Source organism: Janibacter endophyticus (genome assembly GCF_016888335.1).
Lineage (GTDB): Bacteria > Actinomycetota > Actinomycetes > Actinomycetales > Dermatophilaceae > Marihabitans > Marihabitans endophyticum.
This window is the reverse complement of record NZ_JAFEJG010000004.1, coordinates 453223-470002: the sequence shown is the minus strand read 5'-3', so window position 1 is coordinate 470002 and position 16780 is coordinate 453223. Positions and strand designations below refer to the sequence as shown.

Sequence of the window (16780 nt, the reverse complement as noted above, 5' to 3'; positions counted from 1 at the left end):
GAAGGCTGTTTCGGCCACGATCCCGCTCGGTTGCGGCATCATCAAGCAATGCGTACCGATGAGCGGAACACGGGCGACGAAGGGGTCATCGCCCGTGCTACCGCCATCCTCGAGGCCGTCGGTCGGGGAGCGACCGGGGTGCGCGCCATCGCCCGGGAGACCGGCCTGCCGGTGAGCTCGGTGCACCGCCTCGTCGCCCAGCTCGTCGACGCCGGGGTGCTGGAGAAGGCCGGCGACCGGATCCGCCTGGGCGCCAAGCTCTTCGAGCTCGGCACCCAGGTGCCGACGCACCGCGACCTACGCGACGCCGCCGAGCCGATCATGGAGGACCTCCGGCAGGTGACCCACCAACGCGTCCACCTCGCGATCCTCGACGGGGTCGACGTCGTCTACGTGAGGATCCTCGGGCCCAACATCGGCCTCGGGTCGAAGGTCGGCGGTCGGCTCCCGGCGCACGCCACCGGGGTCGGCAAGGTGATCCTCGCCTACTCGCCGCGTGCCAAGGTCAAGGCTCGGGTCGACGCCGGGCTGGAGCGCTTCACCCCTCGGACGATCACCACCCCTGGCGGGCTCGCCGCCGAGCTGCGCAAGATCCGCAGCGTCGGCATGGCCCTCGACCTCGAGGAGTCCACGATCGGCGTCTCGTGCGTCGCCGCCCCGGTCTTCGGCTCCGACCGCAAGATCCGCGCGGGACTCTCCGTCACCGGGCCGACCCGCTCCATAGAGCCGACCCGGCTCGGGGTCGCCGTCCGCACGGCCGCCTTCACGCTCAGCCGGACGCTGCGCGACTCCGGGCTCTAGCTCCCGGAGCTGCGCTCCTTGGCGCGGATGAGGTCGAGCGCGATGACCGCCCCGATCGTCCCGAGCCGCTCGGGCACCGGCAGCCCCGGAGCCAACGCCACGACGTAGCGCTCGCGGGACAGGAGGAACTCGGCGACCCCGGGCCAGCGCCGGCTCACCCGGGCCGCCTCGCCGAGCGGGCCCTGGACGGTGAACTCCCGGTCGAAGAGCTCACCCTTGAGCCCCATCACCCCGCCGGTCGCCAGCTCGACACGCAGCGACTTGCTGAAGAAGGTGAACTCCTTGACGATCCGCGCGACCCGACCACCCTGCGGGTCGTGCACCTCGAAGGTGTCGAAGCCGAGGTCCGGCGGGTCGGTGACCCGGCACAGCAGCGACCCGTCGGCGTCGTGCACCGCGAGCTCGCGGTTGCCCATGAGCATCCGCGAGCCGATGCCCCCTTCGGTCTGCAGGCTGCCGATCACCTGACCATGACCGTCATGGATCGCGAAGTCGTTGCTCATGAAGGACCGGATCTGGTCCATGACGATGACGTCGGTGTCGAGGAGCCCCATGGGCAGAGTCTGCCCGGGTCCGAGCTACTCCGCGAGGAAGTCGAGGACGAGCTCGGTGAAGGCCGCCCCGTGCTCGATCTGGGTCCAGTGCCCGCACCGGCCGAAGACGTGCAGCCGGGAGTCGTCGATCAGCTCGAGCATCGTCAGCGAGGTCGACAGCGGGATGACCTGGTCGTCGCGGCCATGGACGAGCAACGTCGGCGCGGTGATCCCGCGGATCGCCTCCTCGGGATGGGCCATCGCCTCGACCCACCGCTGCCGGGGCGCGGGGAACATCGATGCGAAGGCCTCCATCGTCCCGGGCCGCGTCGACGCGGCGTAGCGGCTCGCGACGAGCTCGTCGGTGATGAGCGAGCTGTCGTAGGCGAAGGTCTCGCGCATCAGCCGGCCCATCGCGGCCTCGCTCGGCTCGTACCCCCACACCGCGTCGAGGCCAGCGGTCAGCTCGAAGGGGATGCCGACGCTGCCCATGAGGACGAGCTTGTCGATCCGCTCCGGGTGGTGGATCGCGAGCGCGAGCGCCATCGACCCGCCGAAGGAGTTGCCGACGACGTGCACGCGCTCGATCTCGAGCGCGTCGAGCAGGTCGACGATCTGACGCAGCCACACCTCGCGCGAGTACTCCTGCCCCTCGGGCACCTCGGTGAACCCGAACCCGGCGAGGTCGGGTGCGACGACGCGGTGGTGACGGGCGAAGGGGGGCAGCTGGTTTCGCCAGTTCGCCCAGGCCGAGACCCCCGGTCCCGAGCCGTGGAGGAGAAGGACGGTCCCCCCTTCGCCGTCGACGGGCTCGGGGGCGGGCCCGGTGTCGTGGTAGTTGGTCGCCAGCGGGCCGGTCTGGATGCTCCGGCCGATCTCGGGGTTCTCGTTCACGGCCACGACGCTAGGAGCCGCAGGCCCGCCGGGCCAGGCATCGGAGCGCAGCGCGGAACGCCCACCCCCCGCCCCGCCCCCACCCCCCCTTCGCACGAGCCTTGGCTCGTGCGAACCGGGGGGGACGACGAAGGGGGAAGGCCCGGATGATCCGGACCTCCCCCCTTCGAGAACCTGGGTCAGGCGAGGGCGTCGGCGCCCGCCTGGGCGACCTGGGTGTCCTCCTCGGCGCTGCCGCCGGAGGCCCCGACGGCCCCGACGAGCTCGCCGTCGACGACGATCGGCACGCCCCCGCCGAAGGCGGCCACGCCCTCACGGTTCGCGATGCCGTCGCGCACGGCCGGCTCGTCCTTGAGCCCCTCGTACAGCCCGGCGCTCGGCACCCCGCCGAAGCCGACGACGGTCTTGGCCTTGTCCCGTGCGATCCCGCCGGAGAGGTTGAAGGCACCGTCCATCCGCGCGAAGGCCACGATCGTGCCCCCGGCGTCGACGACGGCGACGTTCATCCGCGCGTCTATCTCCTCGGCGCGGGCCAGGGCCGCGTCGAGCGCGGCCCTGGCCCCGGCGAGGGTGAGCGCCCGCGTGGGGCGGGTCATCCCATCGGTCACGTGAGCACCGTCGTGAAGCGCTCGTTGAGCTCGCGGGCGTGGTAGAAGATCCCCTTGCCCAGCTGGTCGACCGTCCACACCGTCGTCGGGCGGTCCGGGAAGGCGAGGTAGCCGCCGGCGAAGACCTCGTTGCGGTTGCCCGACGGGTCGAAGAAGTAGACCGTCTGGCCGCGGGTGATGCCGTGGCGGGTCGGGCCCACGTCGATCGGCACGTCGTCCATCGTCATGAGGTCGGCGGCCCGACCCACGTCGTTCCAGTTGTCCAGGCGGAAGGCGAAGTGGTGCAGCTTGCCCTGGGGACCGCCGATGACCGCGAGCTGGTGGATCTGGTTGTTGCTCGTCATCCACGTGCCGACGAGGTCGTGGTCGGCGTCGAGGCTGGTCTGGACGCGCTCGGTGGCGTAGAAGCCGAAGACGTCGATGAGCATCTTCTCCATGCGCGCCGGGTCCTCGGCGGTGATGAGCGAGTGGTCCAGAGCCGGGGCGCCGACTCCGACGAGGTGGCGCGGGAAGGCGTCCGGGTTGTGCGTGCCGACCTCGGTGCCGTACGCGGTCGCCTGGTGGTAGACCTCGAAGACGTGGTCGGACGGCGTCGTGAAGCGGATGCCGTCACCGATCTCGGGGTTCTCGCCCGTGCTCATCCGCTCGACGGTCAGACCGAAGGCCGTCGCCTTGGCCTCGATGTCGTCGATGTCGGTCTCGTGCTCGACCTTCCAGCCGTACTTCACGACGCCGACGCCGCCCTCCTCGAGGACGACGGAGTGGTGGTCCCACTCGTCCCAGCCCTTGTAGAAGACACGCTGGGCGCCCTCGGCGGTGGTGTCGGACCTGGTCTCGTAGAGACCCATCGTGCTGGCGTAGTGGTCCTTGGCCTCGGCCATGTCGGTGACGCGCACGTGCGCGTAACCCATCCTCATGATTCCCATGGTTACTGCTCCATGTCGGTGCCGGCCGCCAGCGCCTCGGCACGCCGTCGTGCCTTCTCGTTGATCTGACGGAGGAAGGGATTGACCAGACGCATCTCGTCGTCGCGCATCTGGATGGTGACGTCTGAGTCCGGGACGGCTCGGCAGCTCAGGCAGGTCCCGTCGGTGCGCTCCTCGGCGCTGATGACGGTCGCGGCGATCGGGCGGTTGTAGGAGAAGTCGCCGTCGAGCACGTCGACCTTGCAGATGCCGCAGCCACCACGCTTGCACCCGACGGTGTAGCTGTACCCGGCCTTGTAGAGGCCCGAGAGCAGCGTCTCGTCCGGGCCGAGGTAGATCACCTCGTCCAGTGCGGGGATGGACACGTTCGGCACTGCCGCTCCTTTGCGCTCGCCGGCGGCACCTCTGCCGCTGTCGTGTCCTTGAGCGTGCCGGGGGCGAAGGGGGTGCCTCTAGCGACGTTCCCCGTCGCGGAACGTCAGCCGTAGGTGTCCCGCGGCCCGCGGCCGCCGGGGGCGCGTCGCAGACCCTTGCGCCACGAGGGGGCGCTCGGCCCGACGATCCGCAGCTCGGAGACGGTGTCGGGGCCGACGTCCTCGGCGAGCCGGGCGAGGATCGTCGAGGTGAGCAGCCGCAGCTGGGTGGTCCAGGCGGTCGAGTCGGCGCGGACGGTGAGCACCCCGTCCTCGTAGGCGACCGGCTCGCTGTGGGCGGCGACCTGCTCGCCGACGAGGTCGGGCCAGCGGGACATCACCGACCCGGCGGCGACGTCGCTCTGCCACCCACGGTCGGCGATCATCCGCTCGATCTGGTCCCCGAGGAGCTCAGGGTCACGGCCGGTGGCGAAGGGGGATACCTCCGGCTCCATCCCGCGCCGGACCCGCCGACGGCGCGGTTTCATGCCGGGTCGCAGCCCGCGGGCGGCGGCGTTGGCGCGGGCACGGGCGAGCGCGGCGCGGGCGGCGTCCTCGACCTGTCCGAGCGGACCGTCGTCCGGCTCGGGTCCCGGCTCGTCGGGGGACTCGGGGTCGTCCGGGCGCGGGTCCTCCGTGGGCGGAGGCTCACTCATCGGCCACCGCCTCGGCACCCGCAGCGGGCACCCCTTCGCCGCTCTCCCGGGAGACCTGCCCGGTGGTGACGGTGAAGCGCTCGCCCGCCAACCCCGACGGGACGTCCTCGCCGACGGCGGCGGTGATGATCACCTGCTCGCAGTCACCGATGAGGCCGGCCAGCCGCTCCCGCCGGCCGGAGTCGAGCTCGGCGAAGACGTCGTCGAGGATGAGAACCGGGTCGTCCTGGAGGTCGTGCTGGAGCAGCCGGTAGGCGGCCAGGCGCAGCCCGAGGGCGAAGGACCACGACTCGCCGTGGCTCGCGTACCCCTTCGCCGGCATGGGACCGAGGGCCAGGGTGACGTCATCCCGGTGCGGCCCGACGAGGCTCACGCCGCGGTCGATCTCCTGGTCGCGCAGCGCGCCCATCGCGGTGAGCAGCTCCCCCCGCAGCACATCGGGTGTCGGCACGTCCTCACCCGACCCGAAGCCCTCGGCGAGCGCCTCGCCCGCCGGGCCGGGGATCGAGGAGCGGTAGCGGGCCGTGGCGTCCGTCGAGCTCGCGCTCACCGCGCCGTAGGTGTCAGCGAGGTGCGGGACGAGGTCGGTGAGCAGGCGCAGCCGGGCGTAGAGCAGCTGCGAGCCGAGGGTGGCGAGGTTGTCGTCCCAGATGTCGAGGGTGCGCAGCGCGTCCTCGCGGGCGGCGTCGGGCTCGAGCCCCTCCGGCAGACGCGTGGCCCGGCGACCACGGCCGCGTCCCTCGCGCATCGTCCCCCCGGCCTGCTTGAGCAGCGCCGAGCGCTGGCGGACGATCTTGTCGTAGTCGGCGCGCACCCCGGCCCACCGCGGTTGGCGCTGCACGAGGAGGTCGTCGAGGAAACGGCGCCGCTGCTCCGGGTCACCCTTGACGAGCGCGAGGTCCTCGGGGGCGAAGAGCACGGTCCGCAGCGTCCCGAGGACGTCCCGCGGCCGCGGCACGGGGGCCCGGCCGAGCTTGGCGCGGTTGGCCCGTCCCGGAGTGATCTCGAGCTCGACGACCTGCTCGCGCCCCTCGCGCACGACCGCGGCCCGGACGATCGCCCGCTCGGCACCGAAGCGGACGAGCGGCTGGTCCTGTGCGACCCGGTGGCTCGAGAGGGTCGCGACGTAGCCGATCGCCTCGACGAGGTTGGTCTTGCCCTGGCCGTTGAGCCCGACGAGGGTGCTCACCCCTGGTGAGAGGGGCAGCTCCGCGCTCTCGTAGCTGCGGAAGTCCGCGACCGAGAGGTGCCGGACGTGCACCTCAGTGCGAGCGCGTGGACCGCGACCCGCTCGTCGGCCCCGTCGCCCCGCCGGTGCTGCCCGACCCGGAGGACGGGCCCGCCTTCGCCGCCTTCTTCGCGGCCGTCTTCTTCGAGGCCTTCTTCTCCTTCGAGGCCTCCTTGCGCTGGGCGGTCGTGGCCTTCTTCGGCCCGCCGACCGCGGACTCCTTGCGCAGGTCGTGACCCTCGTCGATCGTCATCACCTGGTGCCCGCCGAACTGGCCACGCAGCGCCGCGACGGCCTGCATCGCCGGGCTGGCCTCCTGCCGCGAGGCGAAGCGGGCGAAGAGCGAGGCCGAGATGACCGGCATCGGCACGGCGTTGGCGATCGCCTCCTCGACGGTCCAGCGGCCCTCGCCGGAGTCGGCGGTGTAGTCGGAGACGTCGTCCATCTCCGGGTTATCCTCGAGCGCCTTGACCATGAGGTCGAGCAGCCAGGAGCGCACGACGGTGCCGCGGCTCCACGCCTTGAACGCCCCGGGGACGTCCTTGACGATGTCCTTCTTCTCGAGCAGCTCGTAGCCCTCGGCGTACGCGTGCATCAGGCCGTACTCGATGCCGTTGTGCACCATCTTCACGTAGTGGCCGGCGCCGACCTCGCCCGCGTGGACGAAGCCCTCGTCGCGCGGGCCCTCGGGCCGCAGCGCGTCGAAGATCGGCATCGCCCGGGTGACGTGCTTCTTCAGCCCGCCAACCATGAGGCCGTAGCCATTCTCCAGGCCCCAGATGCCACCGGAGACACCGCAGTCGAGGTAGCCGATGCCCTTGTCCTTGAGCATCGCAGCGTTCTCGAAGTCGTCGGTGAAGCGGCTGTTGCCACCGTCGATGACGAGGTCGCCGGGCTCGAGCCGCGCGGAGAGGTCCTGGACGACCGAGCGGGTGATCTCGCCGGCGGGCACCATGACCCACACGACGCGCGGCGCCTCGAGCTGGTCGATCATGTCCTGGACGCTCTTGGCGTCCGAGACCGCCTTGTTGCGGTCGTATCCGACGACCTCGTGACCGGCGCGGCGGATGCGCTCCCGCATGTTGCCGCCCATCTTGCCGAGGCCGATGAGTCCGAGCTGCATGGGTGCTCCTGGGGTTGGGTCCGTGGGTCGGGACCAGGTGACGGTCCTCGACGAAGGGGGTCAGCCGGCGAGTCGCACCGGCTGGAGGACGTAGCGGTAGGTCGTGTCGAGCTCGCCGTCCTGGCTCGTCTGGCCGGTGATCATCGCCGCCTTGAGCGCGCCGGTGAAGGACATCCGGGTCCAGTCGCTGCCCAGGGCGCCGAGCCCGTCGAGCAGGTAGCCGGGGTTGAAGGCGACGGTGATGTCCGGGCCGGTGACGCTCGCCTCGAGCGCCTCGGAGGCCTGGGCGTCCTCGCCGGTGCCGGCCTCGATCGCCAGCTGGCCCTCGGAGAAGCGCAGCCGCACCGGGGTGGTGCGCTCGGCGACGAGGGCGACGCGCTTGACGGCCTCGATGAGGTCTGCGGTCGCGATGACCGCCTCGGTCTCGCTGCTCGTCGGGAAGATCTTCGCGACCTTGGGGTACTCGCCGTCGAGCAGACGCGAGGTGGTGCGGCGCTGCCCGGCCTCGAAGCCGACGAGGCCGTCGCCGCCGGCGGCGGACCCGAGGGCGATGTCGATCGTGCCGACGGCGCCGAGGGAGCGGGCGGTCTCGGCGAGGGTGCGCGCCGGGATGAGCGCGACGTGGCTGGCGTCGGAGGTGCCCGGCGACCACGTGAGCTCGCGCATCGCGAGGCGGTAGCGGTCCGTGGCGAGCAGCGTCATCGTCTCGCCCTCGACCTCGACCCGGACACCGGTGAGGATCGGCAGGGAGTCGCCGCGGTCGGCGGCGATGGAGACCTGCGAGACGGCCTGGGTGAAGACGGAGCCGTCGATCGTGCCGGAGCCCTCGGGCGCGGTGGGCAGGGTCGGGTACTCGTCGGCCGGCATCTGCAGCAGCGAGAAGCGCGAGCTGCCGCAGGTGACCTGGACCTTGCTGCCGTCGGTGACGACGTCGACCGGCTTGCCCGGGAGGTTGCGGGAGATGTCGGCGAGGAGTCGACCGAGGACGAGCACGGTGCCGGCCTCCTCGACGTCGGCCGCGACGGTGATCCGGGCGGAGACCTCGTAGTCGAAGGCGGACAGGGTGACGGTCCCCCCTTCGTCGGCGGTGATGAGGACACCAGCGAGGACGGGTACCGGCGGGCGCGCCGGCAGACCACGAGCAACCCAGGTGACCGCCTCGGCGAGGACGTCACGCTCGACGCGGAACTTCACGACAGACCTACCCATTTCCCGCGCGTCGGTCGCGCGCGTGTGCGCTCAGTGTGGCATCTCCCACGGGCTGGCACGCTCGACCGCTCCTGGCAGCCGGTGATCCGCCCCGGGAGCCCAACCCTAGATCCACAGACCGCCCGTCCGCCATGCGTGGGGACAGGAGTCGAGATGGAGAGGACTCATCGTTGTCATAGGTCCTGTGGATCCTGGGGACAACTCCCCGGATCGGCCCGGCAAGGGCCGTGTCCCAAGGATCGTCGGGGGCGGTCCTCTGTGGACGGCCTGTCGACGGTGATGTGCACGCACGGGGTGGGGTGTGGACCGAGGACCGGCGTCCGCAGGGTGCGTCGTCAGCTCCACATGCCTCCACAGGTTCCTCCCCGTCCTCGTCCGCAGATTCGTGGGATTCGGGTCCGGTGACCACCCTCCTGTGGATCGTCCCGGGGGTGTCGCCGAGGAGATCGGCCTTGCACGGCGGCCCACAGGGTTCTCCACAGGCTGTGGATCTGTGGAGAACGTCGGGGATACCCGTGAGTCACACGCTCTGGCGACGAGCGGATGAACGGGCAGGGCGGGACAGCGCACAGCTGTGGACACAGGGTGTGGATACCCAGGGACGCGGACTCAGATGAGGGGTACGGGGGGTGGCGATCGTGGAGCCGGTGCTCAGCTGCTCGACTGCTGCTTGATCCGGTTCGTCAGTTCGGTGACCTGGTTGTAGATCGCCCGGCGCTCGGCCATGAGCTCGCCGATCTTGCGGTTGGCGTGCATGACCGTCGTGTGGTCGCGCCCGCCGAAGAGCTTGCCGATCTGGGGCAGCGAGTCGTCGGTCAGCTCTCGGACGAGGTACATCGCGATCTGGCGGGCCGTCGTGAGCGCCCGGGTGCGGGACGGCCCCTGGAGGTCCTCGATCGTCACGCCGAAGTACGAGGCGGTCTGCGCCATGATCGTCGCCGCGTCGATCTCGTTGGGCACCTCGTGCGGGATGAGGTCCTTGAGCACGATCTGGGCCAGGCCGAGGTCGACCGGCTGCCGGTTGAGGCTCGCGAAGGCGGTGACCCGGATGAGGGCACCCTCGAGCTCGCGGATGTTCGTCGAGATCCGGCTGGCGATGAACTCGAGGACCTCGTCGGGCACCGAGAGCCGCTCCTGGATCGCCTTCTTGCGCAGGATCGCGATCCGGGTCTCGAGGTCGGGCGGCTGCACGTCGGTGAGCAGGCCCCACTCGAAGCGGCTGCGCATGCGCTCCTCGAAGCCGGAGAGCAGCTTCGGCTTGACGTCGCTCGTGATGACGACCTGCTTGTTGGCGTTGTGCAGCGTGTTGAAGGTGTGGAAGAACTCCTCCTGCGTCTGCATCTTGCCACTGAGGAACTGGATGTCGTCGATGAGCAGCACGTCGACGTCGCGGTAGCGGGCCTGGAAGGCAGCGGCCTTGTCGTCGCGGATCGAGTTGATGAAGTCGTTGGTGAACTCCTCGGAGTTCACGTAGCGCACCTTGACGTGGGGGTAGAGGTTGCGCGCGTAGTGCCCGATGGCGTGCAGCAGGTGGGTCTTGCCGAGCCCGGACTCGCCGTAGACGAAGAGCGGGTTGTACGCCTTGGCCGGCGCCTCGGCGACCGCGACGGCCGCGGCGTGGGCGAAGCGGTTGCTCGAGCCGATGACGAAGGTGTCGAAGAGGTACTTCGGGTTGAGCCGGGTCAGCTCGACGTTCTCGGCCTGCACGGCCCGGCCGTTGCGGGTCGCGGTCGAGATCGGCGTGACCGTGGCCGTCGGCGTGAGGTCACCGAGCGGCAGCGGCTCCTCGGTCGCCAGTCCGTGCCGGCCCATCGGGTCGGCCTCGGCCGGCCGACCGTGCTCGGTCACGTCGGCGGTGGTCTCGGGGCGCTCGTCGCGCAGCCTTCCGGCGAAGGGGTTGTCCTCCGCCTCGGCGGGGCTCTCGTCCTCGTCGCCGGCCAGGCTGGGGTCGACCGTCACGGCGATCCGGACCTCGCGGCCGAGCTGGGCGGAGAGCGCCTGGGTCAGCTGCATGCGCAGCCGCTGCTCGACGAACTCCTTGCTGAAGTCGTCCGGCACGGCGATGAGCGCCGTGCTGTCGAGCAGCCCGACGAGCTGGGCGAGGGTGAGGAAGGCACGGCGGCCGACGGGGACACCGTCTGCGTCGAGGGAGTCGAGGGTGGAACGCCAGACCTCGGCGAAGTCCGTCTCGGCATCCGCCACGCTGGTCCCACCTTGTCGGGTTCGTCGGTGCTCACACAGGCGCGAAGGGGTGACCTCTTGCCTGGATCGGGGTTGTCCACACCGTTGTCCACAAGCTGTGGGTACTCTGGTCTGGAAGGGTGACGCTAACAACATGATCCGGCTCGCGGCAACCTGGTCGGCGAAATTCGTCGACATCATCGGCGTGTCGCTCGGACAGCGTGCCGGGGATCTGTGATCTTGGTGCGTTTGGCCCGGAGAGGTCGCGGCGCGCTCCTCGGTTTGACCGGGCCAACGGCGCTCCCGTAGCCTGGACGACGGCCTGATCGGCCGCTTTCGCATGCCCATGATCTCGCGACGTGCTGCGACGTCGCCGATGTGGGTCTCCGATCGCGGCCGAGCACCCACGAACCGCACATCCACGGTCGCGCGCCGCGCGTCCACCACCACCACGGAGTATCGCGATGAGCAAGCGCACCTTCCAGCCGAACAACCGTCGCCGCGCCAAGACGCACGGCTTCCGCCTCCGCATGCGGACCCGCGCCGGCCGGGCCATCCTGGCCAACCGTCGTGCCAAGGGCCGCTCGAAGCTCTCCGCCTGAGCCACTGCTGACATCCCCGTGTTGCCCGCGCAGCACCGACTGACGGAGCGCGGGGAGCTCACGGCAACGGTCCGCGGTCCCGGCGCACGTCGCCAGGGATCCCGGCTGCTCGTGGTCCACGCCCGTCACACCGACGCACGGTCGGCACTGCCACCGCGCGTCGGTGTTGTCGTGTCCAAGGCCGTCGGCAACGCCGTCGCCCGCAACCGGGTGAAGCGCCGGCTCCGCGCCCAGGTCGCCCCCCTCCTCCCGGCGGTCCCGCCGGGCACCGACCTCGTGCTCCGGGCCAACCCGGCGGCCGCCGGCGCCACGTCGGCCCAGATCGGCGAGGCGCTGGCCCGCGCGATCGGCAGCCTCACCGCGGAGATCGCCCCCGCGGGAGCCGGCCGATGACCTCGGCCTCGGTGCTCGCCACCCCCTTCGTCCTGCTCGTCCGCGGTTACCAGCGGTTCGTCTCCCCGCTGCTGCCCGCCCGCTGCCGCTACTACCCGACCTGCTCGGCGTACGGGATCACCGCCCTGCGCCGCTTCGGGCCGCTGCGCGGTGGTTACCTCACCCTCCACCGTCTCCTCCGATGCCACCCCTGGTCGGCCGGCGGGATCGACTTCGTCCCCGACCGCTGGGCCGAGCGCGGGTCACCCGCGCTGCGCGAGCCCCGGCTCGGTGATGACACCCCGGCCCTCTCCGAGGCCGACCTTGCAGACCTCCGGCGCCGCACCGGCGCACCCCGACAGCGAAGGACGACCTCCTCGTGAGCTTCAGCGACATCATGTATCCCTTCGAGTGGATCGTTGCCTGGATCATGTATCTGTGGCACTCCGGCCTCACCGCGATCGGTCTGCCGGAGGCCAACGGCTGGACCTGGACCCTGTCCATCGTCGGTCTCGTGCTCGTCATGCGTGCGGCGCTCATCCCGCTCTTCGTCAAGCAGATCCACGCCTCGCGCAAGATGCAGCTCATCCAGCCCGAGATGCAGAAGATCCAGAAGAAGTACAAGGGCAAGAAGGATCCTGAGTCTCAGCAGAAGATGCAGCAGGAGATGATGTCCCTGTACCGCGAGACCGGGACCAACCCGCTCGCGTCCTGCATGCCGATCCTCATCCAGTCGCCGTTCTTCTTCGGTCTCTTCCGCGTCCTCAACGGGCTCGACGAGATGGCGAACGGCTCCAAGCAGCAGATCGGCCCGCTGACCAGCGAGCTCGCCGCTCAGGCCGAGAGCTCGACGATCTTCGGCGCGAAGCTCTCCGACATCTTCCTCGGCGCCGACTCGGTCAACGTCATGATCGTCACCGTCGTCCTCATCATCCTCATGTCGGCGACGACCTTCACGACGCAGCACCAGCTGATGCGCAAGAACATGCCGGCCGCCGCGCTCGAGGGCCCCTTCGCGCAGCAGCAGAAGATCATGCTGTACCTCTTCCCGATCATCTTCGCCGTCTCCGGCGTCAACTTCCCGATCGGTGTGCTCATCTACTGGTTCACGACGAACCTCTGGACGATGCTCCAGCAGTTCTACGTCATCCGCCGCATGCCGGCCCCCGGCTCCGCTGCCGAGAAGGCCATGCACGAGCGCCGCCGCAAGGCCGGCAAGCCGCTCGACACCCCGGAGGAGAGGCGCGAGCGTGAGCACGACGTCGAGATGGCCGAGGAGCTCGCCGAGAAGGGCGTCATCAGCAGGCAGCGCGCGCAGCCCAAGGGCAAGAAGCGCGCGAAGAAGTCCGGGAGCAAGACCACCCAGCCGGCGCCCAGGGACGGTGGCGGCTCGACCGCGGCCACCGGCGGCGGATCCGACTGACCCACCCATCCCCCTTCGGCAGGCATGCGACCCGCCGCGACCACCAGGAGAGACCCATGAGTGAGACCCCCGAGCAGGACAGCTCGACCACCACCGACAAGCGGCAGGTGCTGCTGCGCGAGGGCGAGGTCGCGGCCGACTTCCTCGAGACGCTCCTCGACATCTGCGACCTCGACGGGGACATCGACCTCGACATCGACGGGGACCGCGCCGCCGTGGCGATCGTCGACTCCGAGGACGGGCGCGTCCCACGCCGGCTCGTCGGCAACGACGGCAAGGTCCTCGACTCGCTCCAGGAGCTGACCCGCCTCGCCGTCCAGTCGGCGACGGGCGAGCGCAGCCGCCTCATGCTCGACATCGCCGGTCACCGTGCCGGGCGTCGCGCCGAGCTCGTGGAGATCGCCCGCACCGCCATCGAGGAGTGCCGCTCCACCGGCGCCGAGATCTCCCTCCACCCGATGAGCGCCTTCGAGCGCAAGGTCGTCCACGACGAGGTCCTCGCAGCGGGCCTGGCGTCGGAGTCCTCCGGCTCCGAGCCGCGCCGTTACGTCGTCGTCCTCCCGCCCACCGGCGCCGAGACGGGGACTGCCGACACAGCGGACCCGGCATCGGACGAGGCCGCGAACGACGAGGACGCGTGACGTTTCACGTGAAACAGGCTCTTGAGCCCACGGAAGGCGCCCGCCGATTCTTCGGCGAGCGCCTTCCGCTCGCCGAGGCCTTCGCCGAGATCCTCGCGGACACCGGAGTGAGTCACGGCCTCATCGGCCCCCGCGAGGTCCCGATCCTCTGGGACCGGCACATCCTCAACTGCGCCGTCATCGAGGACGCCTTCCCCGAGGGGGCCTCGGTCATCGACGTCGGCAGCGGCGCCGGCCTTCCCGGCATCGCCGTCGCGATCGCCCGGCCCGACCTCGAGCTGCACCTCGTCGAGCCCATGCAGCGCCGGACTGACTGGCTCGACTCCGTCGTCGCCGACCTCGCTCTCCCGAACGTCACCGTGCACCGCGCCCGGGCCGAGGAGGTCCACGGCATGCTGAGCGCCCCCTTCGTCACGGCCCGGGCCGTCGCCCGCCTCGACAAGCTCGCCCGCTGGTGCTTCCCGCTGCTCACCCCCGGCGGCTCGCTCGTCGCGATGAAGGGCCGGTCCGTCGAGGACGAGCTCACCGACGTCACCTCGACCCTGCGCCGGCTCGGCATGACCGAGGCACGGATCAGCGAGCACGGCGCCGACGTCCTCGAGACGCCGACCCTCACCGTCGACTGCGTCGTCGTCCCCAGGCAGAAGAAGCAGAAGAAGCCCCGCCGATGACCCCCGAGGCGCGCAGGGACGAGCCGCCTGGCCGTCTCTCCCCGTTCGGGAGTTCGCCGCGGACCCGCCCCATCGAGACCCGTACCGCCCCAGAGGGACCGCGTTTCACGTGAAACACCGGGCGCATGTTTCACGTGAAACGAGCGCACCCAGCCGCTTTGGCGTGTCGGCCTCGCGTGACGTTAGATGGGCGGGTGACGACGATCGACGGACGCAAGCACGAGGGCGAGCGAGCGGTGACCCCCGGAATGGGGTGGCCCGCGGTCCCCGCGACGCCCGGCGGCTCACCCATCGGGTGGATGGGCGACCGGAGCACTCCTCGGACCCCAGACACCTCTGTTTCACGTGAAACGCAGGACGGGGCAGACGTCGCCGTGCACGAGCCTGCCGCCGACGAGCCCGCCACCGACGAGGGCGACGCTGACGAGGGCGACGCCGACAAGGGCGACGCCGACGCGGAGAACGCGTCAGACACCGAGTCTCCCGTGCTCGCCGCAGTGCGGGCGGACAAGGAGGCGCGGGCCCGGCTGGCCGCGAAGACCTTCCCCCGACCGGACCGCACGCGGGTCCTCACCGTCTCCAACCAGAAGGGCGGGGTCGGCAAGACGACCACCGCGGTCAACCTGGCTGCGGCCCTGGCGCAGAACGGTCTGCACGTCCTGCTCGTCGACACCGACCCGCAAGGCAACGCGAGCACGGCGCTCAACATCGACCATCACGCCGAGGTGCCGAGCATCTACGACGTGCTCATCGAGGGCACGCCGATCGCCGACGTCATGCAACCCTGCCCCGACGTCGCGAACCTCTGGTGCGTGCCGGCGACGATCGACCTGGCCGGCGCCGAGATCGAGCTCGTCTCGCTCGTCGCCCGCGAGTCGCGGATGCGCGGTGCGCTCGAGCGTCTCGCCACGACCCGCGCAGAGGGGGACGAGCCGCGGCTCGACTACGTGATCATCGACTGCCCCCCGAGCCTGGGGCTGCTCACGGTCAACGCGTTCGTGGCCGCGCAGGAGGTCCTCATCCCCATCCAGTGCGAGTACTACGCGCTCGAGGGCCTCTCGCAGCTGCTCAAGAACATCGACCTCATCCAGACTCACCTCAACCCTGCCCTGCACGTCTCGACGATCCTCCTGACGATGTACGACGGCCGGACCAACCTCTCGCGACAGGTCGCCGACGAGGTCCGCACGCACTTCCCGGACCAGGTCCTCGGAGCGACGATCCCGCGCTCCGTGCGCGTCTCCGAGGCCCCGAGCTTCGGGCAGACCGTCATCACGTACGACGCCCAGAGCACTGGGGCGCTGGCCTATCTCGAGGCCGCAGCAGAGATCGCCGACCGCGGGGTAGGCACGACCGAAGGACAGGGTGAGCAGGCATGAGCGAGAAGCGACGCGGGCTAGGACGAGGTCTCGGCGCTCTCATCCCGGACCAGGCGGCGGCCAGGGCGCGGCCGGTCGACGTCTTCTTCGCCGACCGCGACGAGCAGCCGGCCGATGACGCTCCTCCGTCGCACACCGCGGCCGGGATGCTCGCCGAGCACGGCGGGACGACGGCACCACCCGCCGGCCCGACCCTGACGCCGGTGGCCGAGGACGCGGGGCTTGCTCCCGTGCCCGGGGCGCGCTACGCCGAGGTGCCGATCGACGCGATCAGGCCCAACCCCAAGCAGCCGCGGACCGTCTTCGACGAGGACGAGCTGGCCGAGCTCGTCCACTCGATCCGTGAGATCGGGGTCCTTCAGCCCGTCGTCGTGCGGCCCCTGCCCGAGGGCTCGGACGCCCCCGAGGGGGTCACCTACGAGCTCATCATGGGTGAGCGCCGCTGGCGTGCCTCCCGAGCGGCCGGCCGCGAGAGCGTCCCGGCGATCGTCAAGCACACCGAGGAGGACGACCTCCTCCGCGACGCCCTGCTGGAGAACCTCCACCGCAGCCAGCTGAACTCGCTCGAGGAGGCGGCCGCCTACCAGCAGCTGCTCGACGACTTCGGCTGCACCCAGGACGAGCTCGCCCGCCGGATCGGCCGGTCCCGGCCGCAGATCAGCAACACGCTGCGCCTGCTCCGCCTGCCCCCGCTCGTCGCCCGGCGGGTTGCGGCGGGAGTCCTCTCGGCCGGCCACGCCCGGGCGCTGCTCGGGCTCGAGGACGGCGCGAGCATGGAGCGTCTCGCGCAGCGGATCGTCGCCGAGGGGCTCTCGGTGCGCAGCGTCGAGGAGATCGTCGCGCTCGGCATGGAGCCCGAGCAGGAGGCGCGCAGCCGGGCGCCCCGCAGCCGCGCCGACAACCCCGAGCTCGACGACCTGGGCGCAGCCTTGAGCGATCACCTCGACACCCGCGCGAAGATCACCATGGGGGCCAAGAAGGGCCGCATGACGATCGAGTTCGCCTCCGTCGACGACCTCACCCGGATCCTCGAGAAGATCGGGATGGACAGCGCGCACATCGTGTAATCCCGTGCAGCACAAGAGAATTCATCCTGCATGACGAAGGGGACCCGCCCGGC

19 protein-coding genes are annotated in these 16780 nt (G+C 70.8%); 9 read left to right on the top strand and 10 right to left on the bottom strand.

Annotated features, from left to right (window positions below; all coding sequences use genetic code 11):
• Window positions 1-48: 48 nt before the first annotated feature.
• Entirely contained in the window at window positions 49-801 is a 753-nt protein-coding gene (locus tag JNO54_RS02280) for an IclR family transcriptional regulator (RefSeq protein ID WP_204142433.1), read from the top strand.
• On the opposite strand, the gene JNO54_RS02275 is transcribed toward JNO54_RS02280, so the two are convergent.
• The 10 genes from JNO54_RS02275 to dnaA form a co-directional block, all read right to left on the bottom strand.
• Window positions 798-1355, bottom strand: a complete 558-nt coding sequence (locus JNO54_RS02275) for an LURP-one-related/scramblase family protein (protein ID WP_204142432.1) — start codon at window positions 1353-1355, stop codon at window positions 798-800. The two genes, JNO54_RS02280 and JNO54_RS02275, sit on opposite strands and share 4 nt — an antisense overlap.
• A 24-nt stretch (window positions 1356-1379) precedes the next feature.
• Complete coding sequence (locus tag JNO54_RS02270; RefSeq protein ID WP_204142431.1) at window positions 1380-2228, bottom strand: alpha/beta fold hydrolase; 849 nt, start codon at window positions 2226-2228, stop codon at window positions 1380-1382.
• Window positions 2229-2407: 179 nt separating this feature from the next.
• The gene (locus JNO54_RS02265; RefSeq protein WP_307818015.1) at window positions 2408-2836 is read right to left on the bottom strand and encodes a GlcG/HbpS family heme-binding protein; all 429 of its coding nucleotides are present in this window, start codon (window positions 2834-2836) and stop codon (window positions 2408-2410) included.
• The gene (locus tag JNO54_RS02260) at window positions 2833-3762 is read right to left on the bottom strand and encodes a catechol 2,3-dioxygenase (RefSeq protein WP_204142430.1); all 930 of its coding nucleotides are present in this window, start codon (window positions 3760-3762) and stop codon (window positions 2833-2835) included. The genes JNO54_RS02265 and JNO54_RS02260 overlap by 4 nt, the downstream gene beginning before the upstream one ends.
• A gap of 2 nt (window positions 3763-3764) precedes the next feature.
• Window positions 3765-4136, bottom strand: a complete 372-nt coding sequence (locus JNO54_RS02255; RefSeq protein WP_204142429.1) for a 2Fe-2S iron-sulfur cluster-binding protein — start codon at window positions 4134-4136, stop codon at window positions 3765-3767.
• Window positions 4137-4240: 104 nt separating this feature from the next.
• Window positions 4241-4831, bottom strand: a complete 591-nt coding sequence (locus JNO54_RS02250; RefSeq protein ID WP_204142428.1) for a DciA family protein — start codon at window positions 4829-4831, stop codon at window positions 4241-4243.
• Window positions 4824-6092 (bottom strand): DNA replication/repair protein RecF, encoded by a 1269-nt coding sequence (gene recF / locus JNO54_RS02245; protein WP_204142427.1) that lies wholly within the window; start codon window positions 6090-6092, stop codon window positions 4824-4826. Before recF ends, JNO54_RS02250 begins: the two co-directional genes overlap by 8 nt.
• 1 nt (window position 6093) lies before the next feature.
• Window positions 6094-7182: a phosphogluconate dehydrogenase (NAD(+)-dependent, decarboxylating) gene (gene gnd, locus JNO54_RS02240; protein ID WP_204142426.1), complete on the bottom strand. Its 1089-nt coding sequence runs from the start codon at window positions 7180-7182 to the stop codon at window positions 6094-6096.
• A gap of 60 nt (window positions 7183-7242) precedes the next feature.
• Window positions 7243-8376, bottom strand: coding sequence for a DNA polymerase III subunit beta (dnaN, locus tag JNO54_RS02235; RefSeq protein ID WP_204142425.1), 1134 nt, complete (start codon window positions 8374-8376; stop codon window positions 7243-7245).
• Between the two features lie 666 nt (window positions 8377-9042).
• On the bottom strand, window positions 9043-10593 hold the full coding sequence (dnaA, locus tag JNO54_RS02230) for a chromosomal replication initiator protein DnaA (protein WP_204142424.1): 1551 nt from the start codon (window positions 10591-10593) through the stop codon (window positions 9043-9045).
• Between the two features lie 443 nt (window positions 10594-11036).
• Here dnaA and rpmH point away from each other — a divergent pair, with 443 nt between their 5' ends.
• The 8 genes from rpmH (at window position 11037) to JNO54_RS02190 (ending at window position 16727) form a co-directional block, all read left to right on the top strand.
• Window positions 11037-11174, top strand: coding sequence for a 50S ribosomal protein L34 (gene rpmH / locus JNO54_RS02225; protein ID WP_047310858.1), 138 nt, complete (start codon window positions 11037-11039; stop codon window positions 11172-11174).
• Window positions 11175-11192: 18 nt separating this feature from the next.
• Window positions 11193-11567, top strand: a complete 375-nt coding sequence (rnpA, locus tag JNO54_RS02220) for a ribonuclease P protein component (RefSeq protein ID WP_204142423.1) — start codon at window positions 11193-11195, stop codon at window positions 11565-11567.
• Window positions 11564-11929, top strand: a complete 366-nt coding sequence (gene yidD, locus JNO54_RS02215) for a membrane protein insertion efficiency factor YidD (RefSeq protein WP_204142422.1) — start codon at window positions 11564-11566, stop codon at window positions 11927-11929. The genes rnpA and yidD overlap by 4 nt, the downstream gene beginning before the upstream one ends.
• Window positions 11926-12969, top strand: a complete 1044-nt coding sequence (gene yidC, locus JNO54_RS02210) for a membrane protein insertase YidC (protein ID WP_204142421.1) — start codon at window positions 11926-11928, stop codon at window positions 12967-12969. Before yidD ends, yidC begins: the two co-directional genes overlap by 4 nt.
• Window positions 12970-13025: 56 nt before the next feature.
• On the top strand, window positions 13026-13610 hold the full coding sequence (locus JNO54_RS02205; RefSeq protein ID WP_204142420.1) for a Jag family protein: 585 nt from the start codon (window positions 13026-13028) through the stop codon (window positions 13608-13610).
• A complete protein-coding gene (gene rsmG, locus JNO54_RS02200; RefSeq protein ID WP_307818014.1) occupies window positions 13607-14281 on the top strand; it encodes a 16S rRNA (guanine(527)-N(7))-methyltransferase RsmG in 675 nt (224 codons plus the stop codon). The genes JNO54_RS02205 and rsmG overlap by 4 nt, the downstream gene beginning before the upstream one ends.
• Before the next feature lie 299 nt (window positions 14282-14580).
• On the top strand, window positions 14581-15660 hold the full coding sequence (locus JNO54_RS02195; protein ID WP_204144501.1) for a ParA family protein: 1080 nt from the start codon (window positions 14581-14583) through the stop codon (window positions 15658-15660).
• Window positions 15657-16727, top strand: a complete 1071-nt coding sequence (locus JNO54_RS02190) for a ParB/RepB/Spo0J family partition protein (protein WP_204142419.1) — start codon at window positions 15657-15659, stop codon at window positions 16725-16727. Before JNO54_RS02195 ends, JNO54_RS02190 begins: the two co-directional genes overlap by 4 nt.
• Window positions 16728-16780 lie beyond the last annotated feature (53 nt).